The 19,026-nt window shown below is 64.9% G+C and carries 22 protein-coding genes and 1 tRNA gene; 9 read left to right on the top strand and 14 right to left on the bottom strand.

Translation table 11 applies throughout. The annotated features are described in order from the left end of the window. Nucleotides 1–25: 25 nt before the first annotated feature. Both DWB23_RS18115 and DWB23_RS18110 read right to left on the bottom strand, forming a co-directional pair. Nucleotides 26–847, bottom strand: coding sequence for an iron-sulfur cluster assembly protein (locus tag DWB23_RS18115; RefSeq protein ID WP_121744171.1), 822 nt, complete (start codon nucleotides 845–847; stop codon nucleotides 26–28). Next, on the bottom strand, nucleotides 847–1,911 hold the full coding sequence (locus DWB23_RS18110) for an amidohydrolase family protein (RefSeq protein ID WP_121744170.1): 1,065 nt from the start codon (nucleotides 1,909–1,911) through the stop codon (nucleotides 847–849). The genes DWB23_RS18115 and DWB23_RS18110 overlap by 1 nt, the downstream gene beginning before the upstream one ends. Nucleotides 1,912–2,096: 185 nt before the next feature. Here DWB23_RS18110 and DWB23_RS18105 point away from each other — a divergent pair, with 185 nt between their 5' ends. Further along, nucleotides 2,097–3,140: an NAD(P)-dependent alcohol dehydrogenase gene (locus DWB23_RS18105; protein WP_121744169.1), complete on the top strand. Its 1,044-nt coding sequence runs from the start codon at nucleotides 2,097–2,099 to the stop codon at nucleotides 3,138–3,140. Nucleotides 3,141–3,244: 104 nt separating this feature from the next. Next, on the top strand, nucleotides 3,245–4,603 hold the full coding sequence (locus DWB23_RS18100) for an oxidoreductase (RefSeq protein ID WP_121744168.1): 1,359 nt from the start codon (nucleotides 3,245–3,247) through the stop codon (nucleotides 4,601–4,603). Nucleotides 4,604–4,623: 20 nt separating this feature from the next. Here DWB23_RS18100 and DWB23_RS18095 read toward each other — a convergent pair whose 3' ends face one another. Beyond that, nucleotides 4,624–5,373, bottom strand: a complete 750-nt coding sequence (locus tag DWB23_RS18095; RefSeq protein ID WP_121744167.1) for a rhodanese-like domain-containing protein — start codon at nucleotides 5,371–5,373, stop codon at nucleotides 4,624–4,626. Nucleotides 5,374–5,501: 128 nt separating this feature from the next. Next, a tRNA-Gln gene (locus tag DWB23_RS18090) sits at nucleotides 5,502–5,574 on the bottom strand. Between the two features lie 317 nt (nucleotides 5,575–5,891). Between DWB23_RS18090 and DWB23_RS18080 the strand changes: the two genes are divergently transcribed. The 3 genes from DWB23_RS18080 to cysE all read left to right on the top strand — a co-directional run bounded on the left by DWB23_RS18080 (nucleotide 5,892) and on the right by cysE (nucleotide 8,185). Further along, on the top strand, nucleotides 5,892–6,482 hold the full coding sequence (locus DWB23_RS18080; RefSeq protein WP_121744166.1) for an IMP cyclohydrolase: 591 nt from the start codon (nucleotides 5,892–5,894) through the stop codon (nucleotides 6,480–6,482). A 289-nt stretch (nucleotides 6,483–6,771) separates the two neighbouring features. Continuing rightward, nucleotides 6,772–7,440, top strand: coding sequence for a metallophosphoesterase family protein (locus DWB23_RS18075; RefSeq protein ID WP_121744165.1), 669 nt, complete (start codon nucleotides 6,772–6,774; stop codon nucleotides 7,438–7,440). Between the two features lie 226 nt (nucleotides 7,441–7,666). Further along, nucleotides 7,667–8,185 (top strand): serine O-acetyltransferase, encoded by a 519-nt coding sequence (gene cysE, locus DWB23_RS18070; protein ID WP_121744164.1) that lies wholly within the window; start codon nucleotides 7,667–7,669, stop codon nucleotides 8,183–8,185. Between the two features lie 110 nt (nucleotides 8,186–8,295). Here cysE and DWB23_RS18065 read toward each other — a convergent pair whose 3' ends face one another. Together DWB23_RS18065 and DWB23_RS18060 are read right to left on the bottom strand one after the other, a co-directional pair. Next, nucleotides 8,296–8,667, bottom strand: a complete 372-nt coding sequence (locus tag DWB23_RS18065; RefSeq protein WP_121744163.1) for a hypothetical protein — start codon at nucleotides 8,665–8,667, stop codon at nucleotides 8,296–8,298. A 70-nt stretch (nucleotides 8,668–8,737) separates the two neighbouring features. After that, entirely contained in the window at nucleotides 8,738–10,138 is a 1,401-nt protein-coding gene (locus DWB23_RS18060; protein ID WP_121744162.1) for a phosphoglucomutase/phosphomannomutase family protein, read from the bottom strand. Nucleotides 10,139–10,280: 142 nt separating this feature from the next. Here DWB23_RS18060 and DWB23_RS18055 point away from each other — a divergent pair, with 142 nt between their 5' ends. Next, nucleotides 10,281–10,874, top strand: a complete 594-nt coding sequence (locus DWB23_RS18055) for an NADPH-dependent FMN reductase (RefSeq protein ID WP_121744161.1) — start codon at nucleotides 10,281–10,283, stop codon at nucleotides 10,872–10,874. A 116-nt stretch (nucleotides 10,875–10,990) separates the two neighbouring features. Here the strand turns inward: DWB23_RS18055 and DWB23_RS18050 are convergent, their stop codons facing one another. From DWB23_RS18050 to larB, 4 genes are all read right to left on the bottom strand, one after another. Next, nucleotides 10,991–11,959 carry a hypothetical protein gene (locus DWB23_RS18050; protein ID WP_121744335.1) on the bottom strand — a complete coding sequence of 323 codons (969 nt, stop codon included), beginning with the start codon at nucleotides 11,957–11,959 and terminating at the stop codon, nucleotides 10,991–10,993. 94 nt (nucleotides 11,960–12,053) lie between these two features. Then, nucleotides 12,054–12,302 carry a GIY-YIG nuclease family protein gene (locus DWB23_RS18045; RefSeq protein ID WP_121744160.1) on the bottom strand — a complete coding sequence of 83 codons (249 nt, stop codon included), beginning with the start codon at nucleotides 12,300–12,302 and terminating at the stop codon, nucleotides 12,054–12,056. A 79-nt stretch (nucleotides 12,303–12,381) separates the two neighbouring features. Further along, a complete protein-coding gene (locus DWB23_RS23140; protein ID WP_162989864.1) occupies nucleotides 12,382–12,531 on the bottom strand; it encodes a DUF7563 family protein in 150 nt (49 codons plus the stop codon). Nucleotides 12,532–12,659: 128 nt separating this feature from the next. Next, nucleotides 12,660–13,418 carry a nickel pincer cofactor biosynthesis protein LarB gene (larB, locus tag DWB23_RS18040; protein ID WP_121744159.1) on the bottom strand — a complete coding sequence of 253 codons (759 nt, stop codon included), beginning with the start codon at nucleotides 13,416–13,418 and terminating at the stop codon, nucleotides 12,660–12,662. A gap of 341 nt (nucleotides 13,419–13,759) precedes the next feature. On the opposite strand from larB, the gene DWB23_RS18035 reads away from it, so the two are divergent. Continuing rightward, on the top strand, nucleotides 13,760–13,927 hold the full coding sequence (locus tag DWB23_RS18035) for a DUF1931 family protein (RefSeq protein WP_005578700.1): 168 nt from the start codon (nucleotides 13,760–13,762) through the stop codon (nucleotides 13,925–13,927). A 98-nt stretch (nucleotides 13,928–14,025) separates the two neighbouring features. Here the strand turns inward: DWB23_RS18035 and fni are convergent, their stop codons facing one another. Beyond that, nucleotides 14,026–15,087 (bottom strand): type 2 isopentenyl-diphosphate Delta-isomerase, encoded by a 1,062-nt coding sequence (fni, locus tag DWB23_RS18030; protein ID WP_121744158.1) that lies wholly within the window; start codon nucleotides 15,085–15,087, stop codon nucleotides 14,026–14,028. 126 nt (nucleotides 15,088–15,213) lie between these two features. Here fni and DWB23_RS18025 point away from each other — a divergent pair, with 126 nt between their 5' ends. Beyond that, nucleotides 15,214–15,648 (top strand): hypothetical protein, encoded by a 435-nt coding sequence (locus tag DWB23_RS18025; RefSeq protein WP_121744157.1) that lies wholly within the window; start codon nucleotides 15,214–15,216, stop codon nucleotides 15,646–15,648. A 91-nt stretch (nucleotides 15,649–15,739) separates the two neighbouring features. After that, nucleotides 15,740–16,162 carry a hypothetical protein gene (locus DWB23_RS18020; protein ID WP_121744156.1) on the top strand — a complete coding sequence of 141 codons (423 nt, stop codon included), beginning with the start codon at nucleotides 15,740–15,742 and terminating at the stop codon, nucleotides 16,160–16,162. A gap of 3 nt (nucleotides 16,163–16,165) precedes the next feature. Here the strand turns inward: DWB23_RS18020 and rpiA are convergent, their stop codons facing one another. The 3 genes from rpiA to DWB23_RS18005 form a co-directional block, all read right to left on the bottom strand. After that, nucleotides 16,166–16,882 (bottom strand): ribose-5-phosphate isomerase RpiA, encoded by a 717-nt coding sequence (gene rpiA, locus DWB23_RS18015; protein ID WP_121744155.1) that lies wholly within the window; start codon nucleotides 16,880–16,882, stop codon nucleotides 16,166–16,168. 164 nt (nucleotides 16,883–17,046) lie between these two features. Then, a complete protein-coding gene (locus tag DWB23_RS18010) occupies nucleotides 17,047–17,898 on the bottom strand; it encodes an ABC transporter permease (RefSeq protein ID WP_121744154.1) in 852 nt (283 codons plus the stop codon). Beyond that, nucleotides 17,895–18,824, bottom strand: a complete 930-nt coding sequence (locus DWB23_RS18005) for an ABC transporter ATP-binding protein (protein WP_121744153.1) — start codon at nucleotides 18,822–18,824, stop codon at nucleotides 17,895–17,897. Before DWB23_RS18005 ends, DWB23_RS18010 begins: the two co-directional genes overlap by 4 nt. Between the last annotated feature and the right edge of the window lie 202 nt (nucleotides 18,825–19,026).

Here is a 19,026-nt window from a genome sequence, read left to right as displayed (position 1 = left end):
CGGCGGGCTCCATCCATCACGCCCGTCAGTCGTCCGCGGCTTCCTCGCGGCGACCGTCTCTGGATTCCCGAAGGCCGTCGCAGATTCCGCCCTGGCTCGACATATTGACCCGTGCGAGTCGTCCACGCCGATGGACGAGGTCGAACGACTCGGCGTCGATCGGGTCGCCCTCGGGAGTTCGGAACAGGATCTCGTCCGGTTCCGAGACGAGGCCTGTCTCACGAGCCTTCTCGAGGTAGCGTTCGATCGGTTCCGCAGGGACGGTGACGGCAAACGAGCGATCGCGAACGTAGATGGAGAGTCCGTCGACCGGATCGGCTTCCGCCTCGGTGGCGGTCGGCTGATCGTCGACGGCTCGAGCGAGGTCGATACCGTCGAGATCCCGAGGCCGAAGTTCGACGAGGACACCCGCCCCGAGTCCGGCGTCCAGTAGCGTCTCGACGGCGTCGTACTGCCGTGCAACGCGCGCTTTCTCGTCTAGTTCCGCACGAACTGCCTCGATGTCGCCGTCAGCATCCGGAAACGCCGCACCGAAGGACAGTCGTTCGTTCACGCCGCGATTGATCTCGTCGTCGTGCATGTGCTCGCAAAGCGTAATCCAGGCCGTCTCGATCGACGGCAGCGATTCGACTGCGTCGCGAGCGTCGACCGCCATCATCCAGGCGAACGCCGGCGAGCACCACGCCGTCGGCAGCGTGAACGCGACGCTGGCGCGTTCGCCGTCGATCTCGATCGCATCGATGTACTCGAGGTCGACGATCGAACGGTCGAGTTCCGGATCGGTGACCCGATCCAGCCGATCGCGAACGGCCGCTCGAGTCGGGCCGTCGGAACGATCTGCGGTCATCAGTCGTCCGCCGTCGCGGATTCCTCACCCGCGTAGTGTTCTCCGAGATCGAACCGGTCGGTGATCTGGTCGTCCCGAAACGCCCGTCGCTTTGCCTCGATGTCGATATCGTAGAGTTCGGCGGCGTTCTCGCCCATCACCTTCTTTTTCGTTTCGACGTCCCATTCGACGCCGTACTCCGTGCGATCCTCCTGAGTGAGTTCGGCTTCGAGAACCGCCTCGACGAGCCAGTCGGGATTCCAGATCGCGTAGTCCGAACCGAAGAGCACGCGGTCCTCGCCGAGCCACCAGAGGAGTTCGGACAGGATCTCCGAGAACTTACCCGGCCGGTTCTGGGCGAACGGCGCGGCGACCGCGAGCCCGCCGTAGACGTTCGGTTCCTGCGCGGCGATCCAGCAGAAGTCGTCGAGACGAGGCAGACCGACGTGTTCGACGACGAAGTTGAGATCGGGAAACGACGAGGCCGCGTCATCGACGTCCTTCACGTCGAAGGCGTCGCGGTTCAGCGGCCGGATCGTCGGCCCCTTGTGGACGTGGACGGTGTCGATACCGAGATCGGCGCACTTCTCTAGGAAGCGGAACGCGTCCTCGTCGTCGAGTCGCCACCCCTTCGAGTCGCCGCGCCACTCGGCGGTGTAGAGTTTCACGCCCGGGATGTCGTACGTCTCGTGGAGTTCCTCGAGGTACTCGATTCCCGGGTCGGCGTCTCGAGGATCGAACGAGCCGTTGAGGACGAACCGGTCCGGATACTCGTCGGCCAACTCGGCGTTCTGTTCGGTCGTGTTGAACCCCTCGTCGTAGAAGTCGGTGAGGTACGTGGGCTGGAAGATTGCCATATCGACGGCGGCGGTCGAGAACAGGTCGTCGATCATCCGCTCGGCGCCGTACTCCCGATACTCGTCCATGCTCCACTGGCGCTCCGCTGGCGTGAACGTCGTGTGATAATCGTAGAAACACTGGATAAACTGTTCCCCGCCGTCGTGGATGATGTTCTCCTCGGTCGCGTCCCACAGGTGAACGTGGCCGTCGATGACGAAGATGTCCTCGCCGTCGTGCTGATACATCGTGGGGAGTTAAACGTTATCATAGAACATTATACTTATTCAGGGACGTGTGATATACGTAGTGGGGAACACGATAGTCGTTGGATTAGTGTTCTCCGGAACGTGTATCATGTCCGCCACATTCACGGCGTTCGATAGGTAGGGCGATAGTTTTCATCGAGGGCGGTGAAGTGGGGCGTGCTACCATGCACGCAGCCCGACTCCACGAGTACACCGACGAGATGAGCGAAGCGCTCTCGATAGACGACGTCGACCAACCCGAACTCGAGCGATCCGATCAGGTGCTGATCGAGGTGAAAGGCGCGGGGTGGTGTCAGACGGACAATCACATCATCGAAGGAATGTGGACCGACTACGCACCCCAGGACCTACCGATGACGCTCGGACACGAGAACGCCGGGATCGTCGCCGAGACCGGCGATGAGGTAACGTTGGTCGAAGAAGGCGATCCGGTGGTCTGCCACCCCGTCCAGACCTGTGGTATCTGTCGGCCCTGCCGACTCGGCGAGGACATGTACTGCGAGAACAGCGCGTTCAACGGACTCACGACCGACGGCGGCTTCGCCGAGTACCTCCAGACCAACGAGCGCGCAGTGATTCCGCTGCCCGACGGCGTCGATCCGACCGAGATCGCACCCCACGCGGACGCAGGGATCACGGCCTACCACGCCGCGAAGAAAGCGGTCGACGAGCTGAATCCGGGTGACACCTGCGTCGTCATCGGCGTCGGTGGCCTCGGCCACATCGGGCTGCAGTGTCTCGACGCGATGAGCGCCGCCGATATCGTTGCCGCCGACATCAAGGACGAGGCGCTCGAACTGGCCGACGATTTAGGGGCGCGTCACACCGTCAACTCCGCCGACGAGGATATCGCGAGCGTGATCGCGGATCTAACCGACGACGTTGGGGCCCAGCAGGTAATCGACTTCGTCGGCGGCGACGAGACGACCGGACTCGCGCCCGAGATCGTCGCCGCCGGTGGCGACCACCACGTCGTCGGCTACGGCGGTCACGTCCACGAACCCAGTCAGGCGCTGGTCAACGGCGAGTTCGCGTTCCGGGGAACACTGGTCGGCAAGTACGCCGAACTGCAGGAACTCGTCGCGCTCGTCGACCGCGGCGACGTCGAACTGCGCACCGAACGCCACGACCTGGACGAGATCAACACGGTGGCGGAACGGCTCGAGCACAACGAGATCGAGGGGAGGGCGGTTATCTTGCCGCCGTAATCTGTCCGCCCCTGGCGTCGCGGGATCGGCGTGTCAATCGCGACGATTTGAACCGCGATCCGGCACGGCACTACGCTCTTGTAGAGCCGAATGATACCCCCTGCATGGTCACCCTCGAGGATCCCATCGAGATCGGCGGCACGACGATTCCGAACCGGCTCTATCGCGCGCCGCTGCTCGAATGTGCGGGCAACGGCCCCGACGCCGTCGACGCACTAATCGACGACCTCGAGCCGGCCGCAGCGTCGGGCGTCGGACTCCTCTGCCAAGGCGCGACGATCGTCCGCGGCGACGGCGGCTGTGCCGCGCCGGGGATGACCCGCGTCCACGACCCCGAGTTCGTCTCGCGGCTCTCGCGGCTCACCGACCGGATTCACGACCACGGGAGCCGGATCTTCCTCCAACTCGAGCACGGCGGGCTCCGAAGTATGGAGACCTGGCACGCCGAGTACCGACGGGAGCATCCGGACCTCGAGCAACTCGCCGTCTCGGAGCCGCCGTGGCAGTTGCAGTCACTCGATCGGCTCGGGTTCCTCGAGTACGATCCGCACGTCCTCACGACTGCGGAAGTGTACGACCTCGCGGCCGATTTCGGCCGGTCGGCCGAGTACGCCGTCGACGCGGGCTACGACGGCATCCACCTCTCGGGCGCGAACATGGGGATCGTCCAGCAGTTTCTCTCGCCCTTCTACAACCGCCGCGACGACGAGTTCGGTGGGAGTCCCGAGGCCAGACTCGAGTTTCTCGCGCTCGTCCACGAGGAGATCCGCGAGCGCGCCGGTGACGTCCCCCTGATGACCAAGGTGCCCGCCGAGACGCCCGCGCCGCCGTCGCCGCTCGTTCGCCGGAAACTGTCGCTCGAGGACGGGATCGAAATCGCCCGCCGACTCGAAGAAATCGGCTACGACGCGGTGGTTCCCGTCCAGACGTCGGTCGTCTGGGATATGAGCATCGTCCGCGGTGAGTACCCCGAGCGGGCGTGGGCGAACGAGGGACTGCAGGCGGAGTACGACGCGGCCTTCGGCGGTCCGACGCACAAGCGACTCGTCTCGGTGGCGAATCGGGTCCAGTCGCTGCAGTACGACTTCGAACCCGCGTGGAACGCGGACTTCTGCCGGCGCGTTCGCGAACGGGTGTCGATACCCGTGCTGGCAGAGGGCGGGGTCCGCGAGCGAGCGCGGATGGATCGGTTGCTGGGGGACTCGAGCGGTGAATCCAGCGACGGGGGGGAGTCGCCGGCCTGCGACATGGTCGGCATGGCCCGGCCCTTCTACGCCGAACCGCGGTTAGGGGCGCGACTACTCGAGACTGGGTCTGAAGACGACGGCTCGCGCGTGCTCTGTGAGAGCTGTAACAACTGTACGGTGCCGCAGGTGACCGGTGCCCCAGGAATCTGCCGGACGCCGGACGTGCTTCGAAAGCGCGGCGAACTCGAGCGAAACGGGGCGTACGAACGGACCTGACGCGTCTTTCGGGTCCGGGATCAGACCGTAATCGTGTCGCTCGTCAGTTCCTCGAGCGTTCCCTCGGTCGCGTAGTCGGGGGCCTCGACTCTGAAGGGGGAGTCGGTCGAGCCCGCGTAGTGGAGTTGGAGCGTGTACGAGCCGTCGTCGGCGATCGGCGCGGCTTCGGCCCGATCCGCGTCGAGTTGCTCGAGCCAGACCATCTCCCCGGCGTACGCGGGATCCGACTGTCCTCGTATCTCGTAGCTCACCCGCTCGGACGAGACCTCCGTTCCCTCGATCGGATAGCCCTGATCGATCCACGCCTGGAACCCCTCGTCGAGCGCGTACACCTCCTCGTAGCCGTCGTCGATCAGCGACGCAGCACGCAGTCCGGAGAGGTGGTGTGGACACCCGCAGTACGTGACGATCCGATCGTCGGTGGCCCAGTCGTCGGTCGGATCGTCGTCGACACCGTCGGGCGCTTTGCTAAACGCTGCACCGACGATGCGACTCTCCTTGAACTGGTCAGCACCTCGCGCATCGGCAATACGGGACTCCCGTCGCTGATACCAGTAGTAGACGTCCGTTATCGGTGCAAGTGGAACCTCGACGCCCTCGAACGTCTGCGTCTCGTAGGCGTCGGTATCGATCGACCGCTCGTCGGGGACGGTATCCGATTCCGGACCGTATCCGTCGCCCTGCTCGACATCGCCGTCACCACTGAGACAGCCGGCGACAACCGTAGCGGCCATCGCCGCCCCTGCCGTGAGAACCTGCCGTCGATTCATTGACGCAGAGTAGGGCTCGCGCTTCAATATGGTTTCTGGTTGGTCAACTCGTCGGACTGACCCCTTTGTTTCGACTGGAAATGTGGAGACGGAGCTAGTATAATTCTCGAGATGAAAGAACGGTGGAATAGTCCATGCTGGATTCGAACCAGCGTCGAAGCCCCCAGAAGGCTTCAGGATTGGCCACTACCCTAATGGACTGGATATGTTTCGCCGGTCTCGGCTACCGACGACGTACACCTCAGTAGTGGGTGTCCATATTAGAGTGTTACGAACTGGACCGGATATCGAGGCCGGCATCGGCCCCACCCCCTCGTACTGCGCTTTCGTCGGCGATCCGCCCAGGCGATCGGCGGCCTCCCACAACGCCTCGAGACACGCCCTTTCCGTCGTCACGCCCTCGTTCGCCTCGCTCTCACGTATAAATCCTCGCCCCACCACCCGCCACGGTGTCGGCGAAAACGGCCGTTCGAGCGCGAACCGACATTCCTTTTCCCGCCACCCCCACACGTTCGAGCATGTACGTTGGACGATTCGTCGTCGTCGGTCCCGAGGTCGGAGCCTACCGCGTCTCCTCGCGTTCGTTCCCGAATCGAAAGATCACCGCCCGCGAGGACGCCCTCACCGTCGGTCCCACCGAGGACGCCCCCGAGACGGACAATCCCTACGTGTCGTACAACTGCCTGCGGGTGGTCGAGACGCCGACGGGCGAGACGGCCGCCTTCGGGAACGGCTCGCACGTCGATCCGATCGCGGAGAAACTCGAGTCGGGCTATCCCGCTCGAGACGCCCTCGCTGAGAGTCTACTCGCGCTGGATTACGAGAAGGACGACTACAACACGCCCCGGATCGCGGCGACGATCGGCGGCGACGGCGAGGCGCTGATCGGGACCGTCCGAAAGGACGCCCTGCTGGTCGAAACGGTCGAGGAACCGACGCTGGTCGCGACCTACGAGAAGGACTCCCCCGAAACCATCGATCTCACGGCCGAGAGCGCCGACGCCGCCGCGAGCGAGGTGTACGATCTCGAGTTCGAACACGCGGTCTGTGCGGCCGGCGTCGCCCGAACCGACGACGGCTTCGAGACGGCGATCGAGAACGGCGACTGACCGCTACCGCCATCGGAGTCCGTCACGAAGGGGATCGGACTGCGACGAGAGTCGATCGGCCGCAGTTCGGAACGGGGACCCGAACCGGTTACGAGCGGAACACGTACACAGATCAATTCCGCCAGCGCCCGACTCGAGATTCCCGTCGTCCTCCCGACGAGTTTCGGTCTCGGCGGAATCCTCGGCATCAGTGCGGTCGTCGCCCTCGAGGCGGTTCGTTCACGAACGTCGGTCGAGTAGCACCGTTCCAACCAACCTACAAACCTCTCGAGAGCGTTAGCCTCGGCGTATGAAAGTCGGGCTCATCTCCGACGTCCACGGCAATCGGGTCGCACTCGAGGCTGTCCTCGAGGACATGCCACCGGTCGATCGGCTCCTGTGTGCGGGCGACGTCGTGGGGTACAATCCCTGGCCCGCCGAGTGCGTCGACGCGCTCCGGGAGCGGGGCGTTCCGACGGTGGTCGGCAACCACGACGCCGCGGTCGTCGAGGGCACCGCGTTCCGGTTCAACGGGATGGCGCGGGCGGGCGTCGAGTACGCGAAAACGCAGCTTTCGGACGACCAGTTCGCGTGGCTCGAGTCGCTGCCCGAGGAACGCCTCGAGTGCGACGGACGGGTCAAACTCGTCCACGGCCACCCGGACGATCCGGAGCGGTACACGCGCTACACCTACCCGGACGAGTTCTCGCCGCGGCTCCTCGAAGACGAGGACGTGCTAGCGCTTGGCCACACCCACGTTCAGGGGGTCGAACGGTACGCGGAGGGAATCGTCGTCAATCCGGGCAGCGTCGGACAGCCGAGAGACGGCGATCCGCGAGCGGGCTACGCGGTGGTCGACCTCGAGGCGATGACCGTGGACACCGACCGCGTCGAGTACGATATCGAGACGGTCCAGAAGGCCGTCAGCGAGGCCGGACTCCCCGAGCGGATCGGCCGCCGACTCGCCCGCGGGAAATGAGTCGAAGCGGAGATCGGGGAACGAGAGCGGGCGGATCGATCGACGGGAAACGAACCCTTTTAGGCGGTTTCGCCGGTACGTTCGGATATGGTATCCACCGGCTATCTCACGTGTATCGACAGGAACGCTCCTCGTCGCCTCGCCGGCCGGTGTTGTCCCTCGAGCGCTCGCCGCGCCGGTTCTCGAGGGCGTCGCGTCACAACCGCCGCGATCCGATGGGTGAGAGATGTTCGACCGACTGCGTGAGGATACGCGGGCGATGTGCAGTCGCGATCCCGCCGCGAAGCGGTGTCTCGAAGTTGCGCTCGCCTACCCGGGCGTCCACGCGGTCTGGGGCCACCGGATCGCCCACCGGTTCTGGAACGCCGACGCCCCCGGCGCTCGACTGTTCGCCCGGCTGTTCTCCCACCTGGTTCGCCTGCTCACCGGCGTCGAGATCCACCCGGGCGCGACGATCGGTCGGCGGGTGACGATCGATCACGGAATGGGCGTCGTGATCGGCGAGACGGCCGAGGTCGGCGACGACGTCCACATGTACCACGGCGTCACGCTCGGCGGCGACACGAACGAGCCGGTCAAGCGACACCCGACCGTCGAATCAGGCGTCCGGATCGGTGCGAACGCGACGCTGCTGGGGGATATCACGGTCGGAACGGACGCGGCCGTCGGTGCCGGGTCGGTCGTCACTCGAGACGTCGAGCCCGGATCGACGGTCGTCGGTGTGCCGGCGGAGCGAGTCGACTGATACGGTCCGCTGTAAGTCATTTCCGGTGCAGCCGGGACCTATCCCTCGGTTGCACCGGTAAATCGTTACAGCAGACCGTACGACGGTCGCCACTCGAGAAGGAGGATCGCTTACTGCTGTTCTTCGCTCACTGTGCCGTCCGAGCCCGGCGGCTGATCCGAGGCCGGGACGCCCTCGCCCGTGGTGACGCTTTCGGCGGACTGCTCGACGTCCGACTCCGTCGCTTCCGCCTCGGGTTCCGACGTGTAACCTAGTTCGAACCAGAGCTTCGCCGTGCAGTCGAACGCCTCCTCGTCGAGTTCGGTTTCGCCTTCCTGCTGGTTGAGATAGCCGTTACACCGACCGTGTGCGACGACGTTCATCAGCGTCGCCGCGGAGCCACACTCCGGACAGTCGATGTAGTAGTTGCCGTCGTCGTTTTGGTGCCACGAGTCCGGGGTGAGTTCCGTGTACGCGGCGTCCTCGCGCTTGCCTTCGCTCATGTCTGTATGCTACGGATCGACACTGGTAAAGAGGGACCCGGAGATCGCAACCCTGGAACCGATTCGTCGGTCACACGAGCGGTTCGACTAACTCCCGGCCGGCCTCGAGCAACTCGCCGACCCGACGCTCGTCCGCCCCCTCGGCGTAGACCCGCAACACCGGCTCGGTCCCGCTGGGGCGGATCAACAGCCACGAGCCGTCGGCGAGTTGGAGCTTGAACCCGTCGGCGGTGTTGACGCCCTCGACGGCCGTTCCCGCGACGGTCTCGGGAATCTCGTCCTCGAGTTCGGAGAGTACTCGGGCCTTCTCGTGGTCGGGACAGGGCACGCTTCGCTTGTCCTGTACGACCGCGCCGTGCGCCTCGAGCAGGCGGTCGACCCGCGAATCGATCGGCTCCGCGGCGTGCATGACGGCCGCGAGCAATGCCATCAGGACGCCGTCTTTCTCGCGGACGTGACCGCGAACGGTGAAGCCGCCGGACTCTTCGCCCCCGACGAGCGCGTCGTGGTCACCCATCGCCTCGGCGACCCACTTGAAGCCGACCGGAACCTCGTGGACGGTCTCGCCGTGAGCGTCAGCTACGCGGTCGATCAGGTAGGTCGTGGAGACGCTCCGGACGACCGATCCCGAATCGTCCTCGAGCAGGGAGTCGTAGAGCGCGGCGAAAAAGAGGTTCTCGTCGAGGTAGCCGCGTTCGGGCGTGACGATGGCGATTCGGTCCGCGTCGCCGTCGTTCGCGATGCCGAGTTCCGGGGCCGTTTCGTCGTCCGTGACGAGTTCGATCAGCGCCTCGAGGTTTTCGGGAGCGGGCTCGGGTGCGCCCCCGCCGAACTCGGGGTCGCGCTCACAGCGCAGACGTTCGACTGAGACCCCGGCCCGCTCGAGCAACGCGTCGGTCGTTCCCCGACCGCTGCCGTGCATGGCGTCGTAGGCGACGGTCAGGTCCGCATCCGAGAGGTCGGCACTGCCGGTGACGGTCTCGACTAACTCGAGGACGCTATCGGCGTGGGGGGTAACGAGATCGACCTCGCGAACGGTGCCGTGTTCGGTTTCGGGACGGGGGTCGGGCTCGGCCAGTCGATCCGCGATCGCGTCCGTCACGTCCGGGAGGGCCGGCGCGCCGTCCTCGGGAATGAACTTCACGCCGTTGTACTCCGGCGGGTTGTGGGAAGCCGTGATCGCGAGACCGCCCGCCAGGTCCCGCTCGACGATCGCGTGGGCGACCAGCGGCGTCGGCCGGTCGCGCTCCGGCACGATGACGTCGAAGCCGTTCGCACACAGCACCCGCGCCACCTCCTCGGCGAACCCGCGGGAGGTCTCGCGAGCGTCGTAGCCGACGACGACCGTCCCCTCGAGCCCTTCGTCGTGGAGGTACGTCGCGACAGCCTGTCCAACCATCCGAACCCGAGGCGTCGTAAACTCCTCGAGCGTCGCCCGCCAGCCGTCGGTACCGAAGCTGATCGTCTCCATACGCGTCCGTCTACGTCACCGGCGAAAAAGGCGACGCTGTCGCACACGCGGGGAGCGGAAACAGCCCGACCACCGGCGACGCGAGGACGCCCCACTGAGAGATTGCAACGGCGTTTTCCGGGCTGCCGACGATATCACACCCATGACCCGATCACCCTCCATCGTCGCCGTTAGCGGAAGTCTTCGCGAAACGAGTTACACGCGAACGGCGCTGCAGTACGTCCTTCGGGCGGCCGCCGACGCCGGTGCGGAGACGACGCTGCTCGACCTGCGCGAGCACGAGATTCCGGTGTACGATCCCGACGTTGGCGAGCGAGGCGACGTCGAGGACGCGATGCAACGCGTTCGAGAGTCCGACGCCGTCGCGCTTGGAACGCCGGTGTATCACGGCTCCTACTCCGGGGTGCTGAAAAACTTCCACGACTACTGCGGGTTCGACGAGTACGAGGACACGACCGTCGGGCTGTTGGCGACCGCCGGCGGCGGCAGCTACGGCTCGACGCTCGATCACCTGCGAATTACCGTTCGGGGCGTCCACGGCTGGGTTCTGCCCCATCAGGTCGGAGTTCGAAACGCCTCCAAGAAGTTCGAGGCGGATCCCGACGCCATCGACGGTCGTCGGTTTCGCGACCCGGGCCTTCAGGAGCGAGTCGAGAAGCTGGGTCGAAACCTCGCCGAGTACGCGTTCATCGAGCCGAGCGTCACGTCGGCGCGATCCACCGCAGCCGACAACTGACACTGTCGGCAGTACTCGGGTGCCGAACGAGGACAGAGCAGTTGCAGAGAACAACGGTCGGCCGACGACGTGCGTCGGGATTCGAGGCCAGGCACTCGACGGCGCGAAACGGACGTTCAGGCACCGACGGCGTCGAGTCGCTGCTCGAACAGCCGTTCGCCCGTCTCCTCGCAGGTCACGGCGACCACGTCGTGTGAGCTACAGCACGATTCGACGACCTCCTCGTCCATGCTCACCGCACCGCCGGACGGACACGTCTCGAGGAACATCCTGAGCCCGTTGCAGACCTGCCCTTTCGTCTCGGACGCCTGTGCCTCCCAGTCGGGGGTCCACGTCTCGAGGACGTCGCTGGCGGCGATATCGGCGATCAGTGCGGCTCGGGACGGCCAGCGGCCGGCGACGCCCCGGTCGGAGCGCAGCAACTGGGCGTCGTCGCGGGATTCGAGTTCGAAGTCCTCGGGATCGACGTCGAATCCGAACGCGTCCGCAGCATCCCCGGCGTCGATACCCGATTCGTCCAGCGCCTCGATCCCCTCGAGCCAGGCGCGCTCGAACTTGTCGGTGAGACAGAGGTCGTCTCTGTCGGCACACGGCTCGAGGACGTCGTGTTCGAGGAAGTACGCCTCGAGATCGAGCGGTTCGCGTTCGTCGGTCGTCTCGGACTCGTCGTGCGAAGCGGTTTCGGCGGGAACTTCGGCCGCGCTCGCGTCGTCGGCCCCGTGCCCGGATCCGGCTACGGACTCCGTACCCGTCGATTCCCCGCCGCGAGCGTCGTCTCTCGATTCGGTATCGACGCCGCCGAAGCCGCTGGCGAGTTCGGGTTCCGGCTCCTTCCCGAACCACTCCAAGACCGCGGGCGGGAGATACCGTTTCGTAAGCGTCGGGGTTCCCGGAACGAGATACCCTCGCAGATAGATGAGGGCGATCGAAAGACCGATCGCGAGCGCCCCGCCGAGTCTGGACTTGCGCGCGATGAGCGACCCGACCACCGCAGCGATAGCCAGGTTGAGAATCGTACACGGCTCACACCGATTCTCGCCGGTGTATTCGGGTTGTTTGAGATCGTCGACGATATCGAGGTCCATATCGTCTCGGTAGAGGATCTCGAGAAGCATTTATTTTTTGGAACGGTATGGTTGGAATACTACGACGATTCGAGACGAAGCCGGACCGATGGCGTCACTCGAGACCGACGAGTCGTTCCTTCTCTCGGCGGGTCAGTTGTTTGATCTCGTACTCGCGGGACATCGCGGCCGATTTCGACTCGAACCGCTCGTGATACCGCAGTTCGACGGGCGTGCGTCCGCGAGTGTACTTCGCGCCCTCGCCCGCATCGTGTTCGGCGACCCGTCGCTCGAGGTCCGTCGTGTAGCCGGTGTAGAGCGAGCCGTCGGCACACTCGAGTACGTAAACGGCGTGGTCGACCATGGCGTATCAATGGGAACGGACGCACAAAAATCAGCACGTGATGGGGGCGCGTGGTCGTTGATCGTGATTCCCGATCGAATCAGGTGCCGCGTGCACGGTCTCGAGCGGCTTCCGCGATCCCGGCGTTTGCCGAGCAACTGATACACGCACGGATCTCGCCGTTCTCGTCGGCGAAGACGCGCGCGAAGCGCTCGGACACGTGCGCGCTGCAGTGGTCACACTTGGGCATTGGGCTGTGGTCACACCGGCCGAAGCCGGTACACTACTCTACCCGGCGAATAGGTAAATAACCTTCTCTAAATGCCGTTCGACGTTCCGGTGAAGCAAGATTATATTTCCAAATCCGTTGTTCGAATCTCACTCGCGAGCGTTATCGATCGCTCGAGCGATCAGCGTCGCCTGCGCTCCGGCGACGAATCCCGCATCGATGTTTACGACCGAGAGGACGGTACACGACTGGAGCATCCCGGAGAGTGCCGCCTCACCGTCGCCGCCGTGTCCGTAGCCGCTCGAGACGGGAACGGCGATAACCGGCGTATCGACGAGGCCGGCGATCACGGTTGGAAGAGCGCCTTCTCGACCGGCGGCGACGATCAAGACATCCGCCTCGCGGAGCCGGTCGACTTGATCGAGCGTTCGGTCCAGCGCCGCGACGCCGATGTCTTCGATCCGGTCGATCGTCGCCCCAGCATCCGTACAGACGACTTCGGCCTCGTCGGCGACGGGTCCGTCGACGGTCCCCGCCGTGACGATTCCGACCGTCGCGTCGAGCGTCGGCTGGTCGTAGGCGGCCGCCAGTAGACGAACCGTCGACCCTCGGCGCTCGAGGGTCGCGTCGGGGAATCGCTCCTCGAGACTGGTCTCGAGGGCCTCTACCTGCCGGTCAGAAACGCGAGTGAGGAGCGCCCGACCGGTGGTCTTGAGGGCGGTTTCTGCGAGGGCGACGACCTGTGCCGCTGACTTCCCTTCCGCGAGGATCGCCTCCGGGATTCCGCGGCGCTGCTTTCTGGCTGCGTCGAATCGGCCCGCTTCACCGGTTACGTAGCCTCTGAGCTCAGATTCGGCTGCCGCCGGCGACAACGAGCCGTCGGCAACGGCCTCGAGGAGTTCGCGCATACACCCCCTCAGGAACGGACATACTCGAATCCGTCGACCCGACGGGCAGCGTGTGGATCGTCGATCGGCGCACAAACGAGATCGGTTATCGCGAGGGAGCCGACGGCGGCGAGAATAGATCGATTGACTCCGGACGGCGCAAGCGCACACGAGCGGACACAGCACCGCGCGCGAGCAGGATTACACCCGGAAACGGGGGAGGAATTCGAGTCAATAATTCATCAGACATATACTTTCCGGTGGTGCCGGCCATCGAAACAGGCGGGTCAACCGCTGCAAGCCCCGTATTCCGACGAGTAACCAAAACCCTTATATTGGGTAACGGGAAACCCGTATATCGTATGGCAGACCTTATCGTCAAAGCCGCCGTAAAGGAAGCGCTCGATGACAAAAACGTTGCCTCGGACTTCTACGAAGCGCTCGACGAGGAAGTCGACGAGCTCCTCGAAGACGCAGCCCGACGTGCAGAAGCAAACGACCGGAAGACGGTCCAGCCGCGCGACCTGTAAGGAACGGCACCTGGACGTATTTTTATCGACGCCACGTCGGGTAGCCGCCGGCTCGCCTCGAGCGTCTCGCTACCAGTAAAAGTGCCAGCAGCCGTCGACTACTGACGTCGTTGCTCGACGTACGCGTTCGTCCGTCCGAAAATCACGTGATCGGCCGCCCGGAGGTCGGCTATCGACGCCGAACCGGTGACGAACATCGCGGTCCGTAACTCGAGCGTCAGCGTCTCGACGAGATCGACGACGGCGTCGGTTCCCTGCCCCGCCGGAGCAAGGAACGGCTTCGCGAGTCCGCCAGCGCGAGCGCCGAGCGCGATCGCTTTCGCGATGTCGAGCCCCGATCGAACCCCGCCGCTCGCGATGACGCAGTCGTGGACGTCGGCGGCCTCGAGCGTACTGACCGCGGTGGGAACGCCCCACGCGCGAAACAGTTTGCCGACGTGTTCCTGTCGCGACGCACCGACGGCAGCCGCTCGATAGGATTCGATGCCCGACCAGGTCGTCCCGCCCTGTCCGGCGACGTCGATCGCGTCGACGCCGGCGTCGGCGAGGCGACGTGCCGTCTCTCGAGCGATCCCGTTCCCCGTCTCCTTGACGATGACCGGAACCGACAGGTCGTCGGCGACCCGCTCGATTCGCTCGAGACAGCCGCGGGCGTCCACGTCGCCCTCGGGCTGGACGGCCTCCTGGAGAAAGTTGAGATGGATCGCCATCGCGTCGGCGTCGATCATCTCGACGGCCGCCTCGACGTCGTCGACGGTGTACTCGAGGAGTTGAGCCGCGCCGACGTTGCCGTACAGGAAGGCATCGGGGGCGACGTCCCGAACGACGGTGTAGGACTCGAGGAGGGCTTCGTCCTCGAGTTCGAGTCCGGCGCGCTGGCTTCCGACGCCCATGGCGACGTTCGTCCGCTGGGCGGCCTCGGCGAGCGCGCGGTTGAGTTTCGTCGTGTTCGGGTGGCCGCCGGTCATGCTCTCGATGACGATCGGCGCGGCGAGTTCGTGCCCGAACAGCGTCGTCGTCGTGTCGATCTCGTCGCGGTGAACGTCCGGGAGAGCCTCGTGAACGAGGTCGATATCGGCGAATCCCGCTCCCGACGTCTCGACGTCCTCTTCTTCGATAATGCGGATGTGATCGTCTTTTCTGTCGGATGTCTCGGGCATCGGATTGTCTCTACGCAACGGATGGTGTGAGACCGTTGAAAAGGTGTCCATCGACGCCACGCGGCCGACGTATCAGCTGGCTTCAAGCTCGTGTTTTTTCACGCTGGCTGGCGTACTTCGGCCAGCATGCTCAGGAAACTCCTTATCGCCTTCGGCTGTTTCGAGATCGTCAAGCCCCAGCCGGTGATGGACGCCTGCGAACGCATCGGCCTCGAGAATCCCACCGAGGCCCGACTCCGACCGCACGCGCTCTGGGGGGCCCGGCTCGAGGGACTCGTCTTCGTCTGGCTGCTCGTCCGCGGCAGGGCGGGATCGACGCTCGTCAGCACGCTGCTCGGGCTGGCCGGACTGATCCTCGTTGCGCTTCCGGAGCCGATCATCGACCTCAGTCAGCGACTGGTGTACGAGAACGCCGACGACCTCGAGTTGCGGCCGTGGGTGAAACCCGCGGCCCGCGCGCTCGGCGGGCTCTACCTGCTCGTCGTCGTTCTCTCGAAGCGAAGCGACGAGCCAACCGCGGAGGAATCGATGGCGGCCGAGACTACCGTGGAGACGGCGTAGCTCGAGTGCGAGCGTCGGCGAACGGACCCTCGCACCGGCGGCGGTGAGCGCCACGACCAACCGTTTTGGCGACGGCTCGCATAGGGACGATATGCAACGACCGCTCGCCCTCGTAGTGGGACTGGCGATGCTCATCGCACCGAATCGAATCGTCGAGTCCGCCCAGCGACTCGCCTTCGAGAATCCCGACACCGGCCGACTGCGACCGCAGACGATTCCGATAGCCCGACTCGAGGGGGTGCTCTTCGTCTGGCTGCTCGGTCGCCACCCCGAGCACGCGTCGATACTCAAACGACCGCTCACCGTTCTCGGGCTGGTCATGTCGCTGGTTCCCCGGCAGGCCCTCGCAGTTGGTCTCGATCTCGCCTACGAAAATCCCGACGAACTCGAGGTGAAGCCGTGGATCGCACCGGCGACACGTCTCCTGGGCGTGTGTTACCTCATCGTCGGCCTGCGAGCGGTGCGGACAGCCGGACGGTCGACGGCGGACGAGCCGGCGGCGGCGGATACCTGAGCCTCAGTACTCCCGGACCTCGACCCCGTCCTCGCTGCCGACGTAGGTCGCGTCCGCCAGGTCGACGAACAGCCCGTGCTCGAGGACGCCCGGAAGTTCCGAGAGCCACGGCGCGAGTTGCCCGGGGTCGTCGATCGGTCCGAACGCGCAGTCCAGCACCAGATTCCCGTTGTCGGTGACGACCGGACCGTCCTTGCCCTCGGCCTCGCGAAGCGTCGGCTCGCCATCCAGCGCACGAATTCGGTCGGCGACGACGCTGTGGGCGTCCGGAATCACTTCTACCGGCACGGGTCGCTCGAGCGTCGGGATGAGTTTCGACGGATCGGCGACGACGACGAACCGGTCGGCCGCCGCGTCGACCAGTTTCTCGCGCGCGTGCGCACCACCGCCGCCTTTGATCAGCGTGCCGTCTCCCGCCGCGTTCGGATCGCTCGGATCGTCGGCGACCTGGTCCGCGCCGTCGATCGCGAGATCGACGCCGTCGACCGCGTCGAGCGTCGTCAACGGAATTCCGACCTCGAGCGCCAGCCGTCTGGACTGGAACGAGGTCGGGATTCCCCGAACGTCGAGGCCGTCGTCGACGGCCCGACCGATCGCCCGGATCGCGTGGGCGGTCGTCGAACCGGTCCCGAGTCCGACGGTGAACCCGTCTTCGACCTCCTCGGCTGCTCGTTCGCCGGCCCGCCGTTTCGCCGCGTCGGAACCGCCTGCCGTCTTCATGGCTAGTAGGGCGGGCGGCGGCGGGAAAAACGTTGCAATCTCGGTAGCGACCGATACGACGGATGGCGATAGCCCACCGGCGGAACGGTCGACCGACGGGAGAACGGGAGGACGAAAACGGGACGACGGAGCACACCGGGGACCCACCGGCTCACCGTAGCCGATCAGAGATCGGCGCGGTTGAACAACACGATACCGATCCCCAGCGGGACGAGCGCCCAGACCCCGAGCACGACGAAGCCGAACCAGGGCTCGGCGAGCAACGGCGGGTTCTCGACGCCGTACGCGCTAGCTATGGTGAACTGCCCCTCGCCGAAGACGGCCGCGATCGCGGAGCCGTAGGCGGCGTCGGGCGACAGCGAGAGGAGGCTGATGTACCAGTCCGGATGCGATTCCATCCACAACTCGCCTTCGACGAGGTAGAGCACGCCCATCGCGAGGACACCCCAGACGAACCAGAGAAAGACGATCAACCCGAACGCGCCGGCTCCCGCCGTGGTCGTCGATCGGGTCATCGAGGAGAGTCCCACGGCGATACAGATGTAGACGAACCCGAACAGGATCGTCACGAGCGTAAACAGGAGGTAATCGACGATCGAGACCGAACCGACGAACGCGAACAGGCCGATCAGGCCGACGCCGAAGCCGATAAGGATCGAGACGGCGACGACCGCCGACCGGCCGAGGATCTTCCCGAGCACGACGTCGCGACGCGTATGGGGAAGTCCGAGCAGGAATTTCAGGCTCCCGCTTTCTCGTTCGCCGGCGATCGCGGCGTAGCCGAGTATCAGTGCGATGATCGGCACGAGATAACTCGCGGGCGTCTGCAAGGCGACGACGAGGTCTATCGTCGTCTCCGCACCTTCGCCTTCCATCTCGGCGAACAGATCGCCGATCCACGAGGCCAGAAACGCGCCGCCGAACGTAAAGAGCGCGAAGACGGCCGTCAGCGCCATCAGCTTGCGCGAGCGGGCGGCGTCGGCGAAGTCCTTCTTCGCGACGGTGATCGCACTCATTGGACCACCCTCCTCGAATCGCCCGTCGTATACGCCATAAACAGGTCCTCGAGCGACGATTCGTCGGTCGCGAAGTCATCGACCGTGGCGTACTCTTCGATCGTCCGGAGGGCGGTCGTCTTCGCCTCGTCCGCACAGGTGATGACGACCGTCGTCCCGTCGGCCGAGACCTCCGAGACGCCGTCGATCGACTCGAGCGCCTCGAGTGCGGCCGACGAGTTCTCGGGAACCCGATCGATCTGGACGCGAAGGCGGGTCTGGTTCGGCATGGAGTCTCGGAGGCCCTCGACGGTGTCCTCCGCGATCAGGTGCCCGTCTCGGAGGATTCCGACGCGGTCGCAGATGGCCTCGACCTGTCCGAGGATGTGCGAGGAGAAAAAGACGGTCGCGCCGCGAGCGTTCTCCTCGCGGATGATTTCACGCATCTCGCGGGCGCCGTTGGGGTCGAGCCCCGTCGACGGTTCGTCGAGGATCAGCAAATCGGGCTCGCCCACGAGCGCCGTGGCGAGCATGAGCCGCTGGGCCATCCCCTTCGAGTAGCCGCCTGCTTTTTTGTCGGCCGAGTCGGCGATGCCGACTCGCTCGAGGAGTTCGTCGGGATCGTCGTCGGCGTTTTTCGACTCGATGGCGAACTCGACGTGTTTGCGGCCGGTCAGTCGATCGTAACACGTCGCGCCCTCCGGAAGGATTCCGGTTCGGTTTCGGATCTCGAGGGTATCGTCCTGCGCGTCGAGGCCGAACACGGAAACTTCGCCGGTGGTAGGACGAATGAAATCGAGAATGAGGTTGATCGTCGTCGACTTCCCCGCGCCGTTCGGGCCGAGGAAGCCGTACACCTCGCCGGAGTTGACGGTGAGGTTCAACCCGTCGAGGGCCGTTTCGTCGCCGTACCGTTTCGTTACGCTGGAGGTCTCAATAGCAGTCACGGTAGTTACTCCCTTATTTTTGGTCAACACAGATATAATTTGTTTTGTGGAATATGTTCACACAGGTGACGTCTCGGTCCCGAATTTTCCGCCGTTACTGCTGGCGATTCGCGTAGCGCTGAAGTCGGCTACTCGAGCAAATGGTTGATTTTGTCGATCACGTTCCGGTCGAAACGAACGAAAGAAATATATTCGTTATCTA

Source organism: Natronorubrum halophilum, assembly GCF_003670115.1.
In the GTDB taxonomy this organism is placed as follows: Archaea; Halobacteriota; Halobacteria; order Halobacteriales; family Natrialbaceae; genus Natronorubrum; species Natronorubrum halophilum.
Note: the sequence above shows the minus strand (reverse complement) of the source record. Positions and strands in the feature narration are given on the sequence as shown.

What these genes read in the sequence shown, in the direction of transcription:
- DWB23_RS18115 (WP_121744171.1), bottom strand. Translation starts at nt 847, where the DNA reads ATGACCGCAGATCGTTCCGACGGCCCGACTCGAGCGGCCGTTCGCGAT.
- DWB23_RS18110 (WP_121744170.1), bottom strand. Translation starts at nt 1,911, where the DNA reads ATGTATCAGCACGACGGCGAGGACATCTTCGTCATCGACGGCCACGTT.
- DWB23_RS18105 (WP_121744169.1), top strand. Translation starts at nt 2,097, where the DNA reads ATGCACGCAGCCCGACTCCACGAGTACACCGACGAGATGAGCGAAGCG.
- DWB23_RS18100 (WP_121744168.1), top strand. Translation starts at nt 3,245, where the DNA reads ATGGTCACCCTCGAGGATCCCATCGAGATCGGCGGCACGACGATTCCG.
- DWB23_RS18095 (WP_121744167.1), bottom strand. Translation starts at nt 5,373, where the DNA reads ATGAATCGACGGCAGGTTCTCACGGCAGGGGCGGCGATGGCCGCTACG.
- DWB23_RS18080 (WP_121744166.1), top strand. Translation starts at nt 5,892, where the DNA reads ATGTACGTTGGACGATTCGTCGTCGTCGGTCCCGAGGTCGGAGCCTAC.
- DWB23_RS18075 (WP_121744165.1), top strand. Translation starts at nt 6,772, where the DNA reads ATGAAAGTCGGGCTCATCTCCGACGTCCACGGCAATCGGGTCGCACTC.
- cysE (WP_121744164.1), top strand. Translation starts at nt 7,667, where the DNA reads ATGTTCGACCGACTGCGTGAGGATACGCGGGCGATGTGCAGTCGCGAT.
- DWB23_RS18065 (WP_121744163.1), bottom strand. Translation starts at nt 8,667, where the DNA reads ATGAGCGAAGGCAAGCGCGAGGACGCCGCGTACACGGAACTCACCCCG.
- DWB23_RS18060 (WP_121744162.1), bottom strand. Translation starts at nt 10,138, where the DNA reads ATGGAGACGATCAGCTTCGGTACCGACGGCTGGCGGGCGACGCTCGAG.
- DWB23_RS18055 (WP_121744161.1), top strand. Translation starts at nt 10,281, where the DNA reads ATGACCCGATCACCCTCCATCGTCGCCGTTAGCGGAAGTCTTCGCGAA.
- DWB23_RS18050 (WP_121744335.1), bottom strand. Translation starts at nt 11,959, where the DNA reads ATGGACCTCGATATCGTCGACGATCTCAAACAACCCGAATACACCGGC.
- DWB23_RS18045 (WP_121744160.1), bottom strand. Translation starts at nt 12,302, where the DNA reads ATGGTCGACCACGCCGTTTACGTACTCGAGTGTGCCGACGGCTCGCTC.
- DWB23_RS23140 (WP_162989864.1), bottom strand. Translation starts at nt 12,531, where the DNA reads ATGCCCAAGTGTGACCACTGCAGCGCGCACGTGTCCGAGCGCTTCGCG.
- larB (WP_121744159.1), bottom strand. Translation starts at nt 13,418, where the DNA reads ATGCGCGAACTCCTCGAGGCCGTTGCCGACGGCTCGTTGTCGCCGGCG.
- DWB23_RS18035 (WP_005578700.1), top strand. Translation starts at nt 13,760, where the DNA reads ATGGCAGACCTTATCGTCAAAGCCGCCGTAAAGGAAGCGCTCGATGAC.
- fni (WP_121744158.1), bottom strand. Translation starts at nt 15,087, where the DNA reads ATGCCCGAGACATCCGACAGAAAAGACGATCACATCCGCATTATCGAA.
- DWB23_RS18025 (WP_121744157.1), top strand. Translation starts at nt 15,214, where the DNA reads ATGCTCAGGAAACTCCTTATCGCCTTCGGCTGTTTCGAGATCGTCAAG.
- DWB23_RS18020 (WP_121744156.1), top strand. Translation starts at nt 15,740, where the DNA reads ATGCAACGACCGCTCGCCCTCGTAGTGGGACTGGCGATGCTCATCGCA.
- rpiA (WP_121744155.1), bottom strand. Translation starts at nt 16,882, where the DNA reads ATGAAGACGGCAGGCGGTTCCGACGCGGCGAAACGGCGGGCCGGCGAA.
- DWB23_RS18010 (WP_121744154.1), bottom strand. Translation starts at nt 17,898, where the DNA reads ATGAGTGCGATCACCGTCGCGAAGAAGGACTTCGCCGACGCCGCCCGC.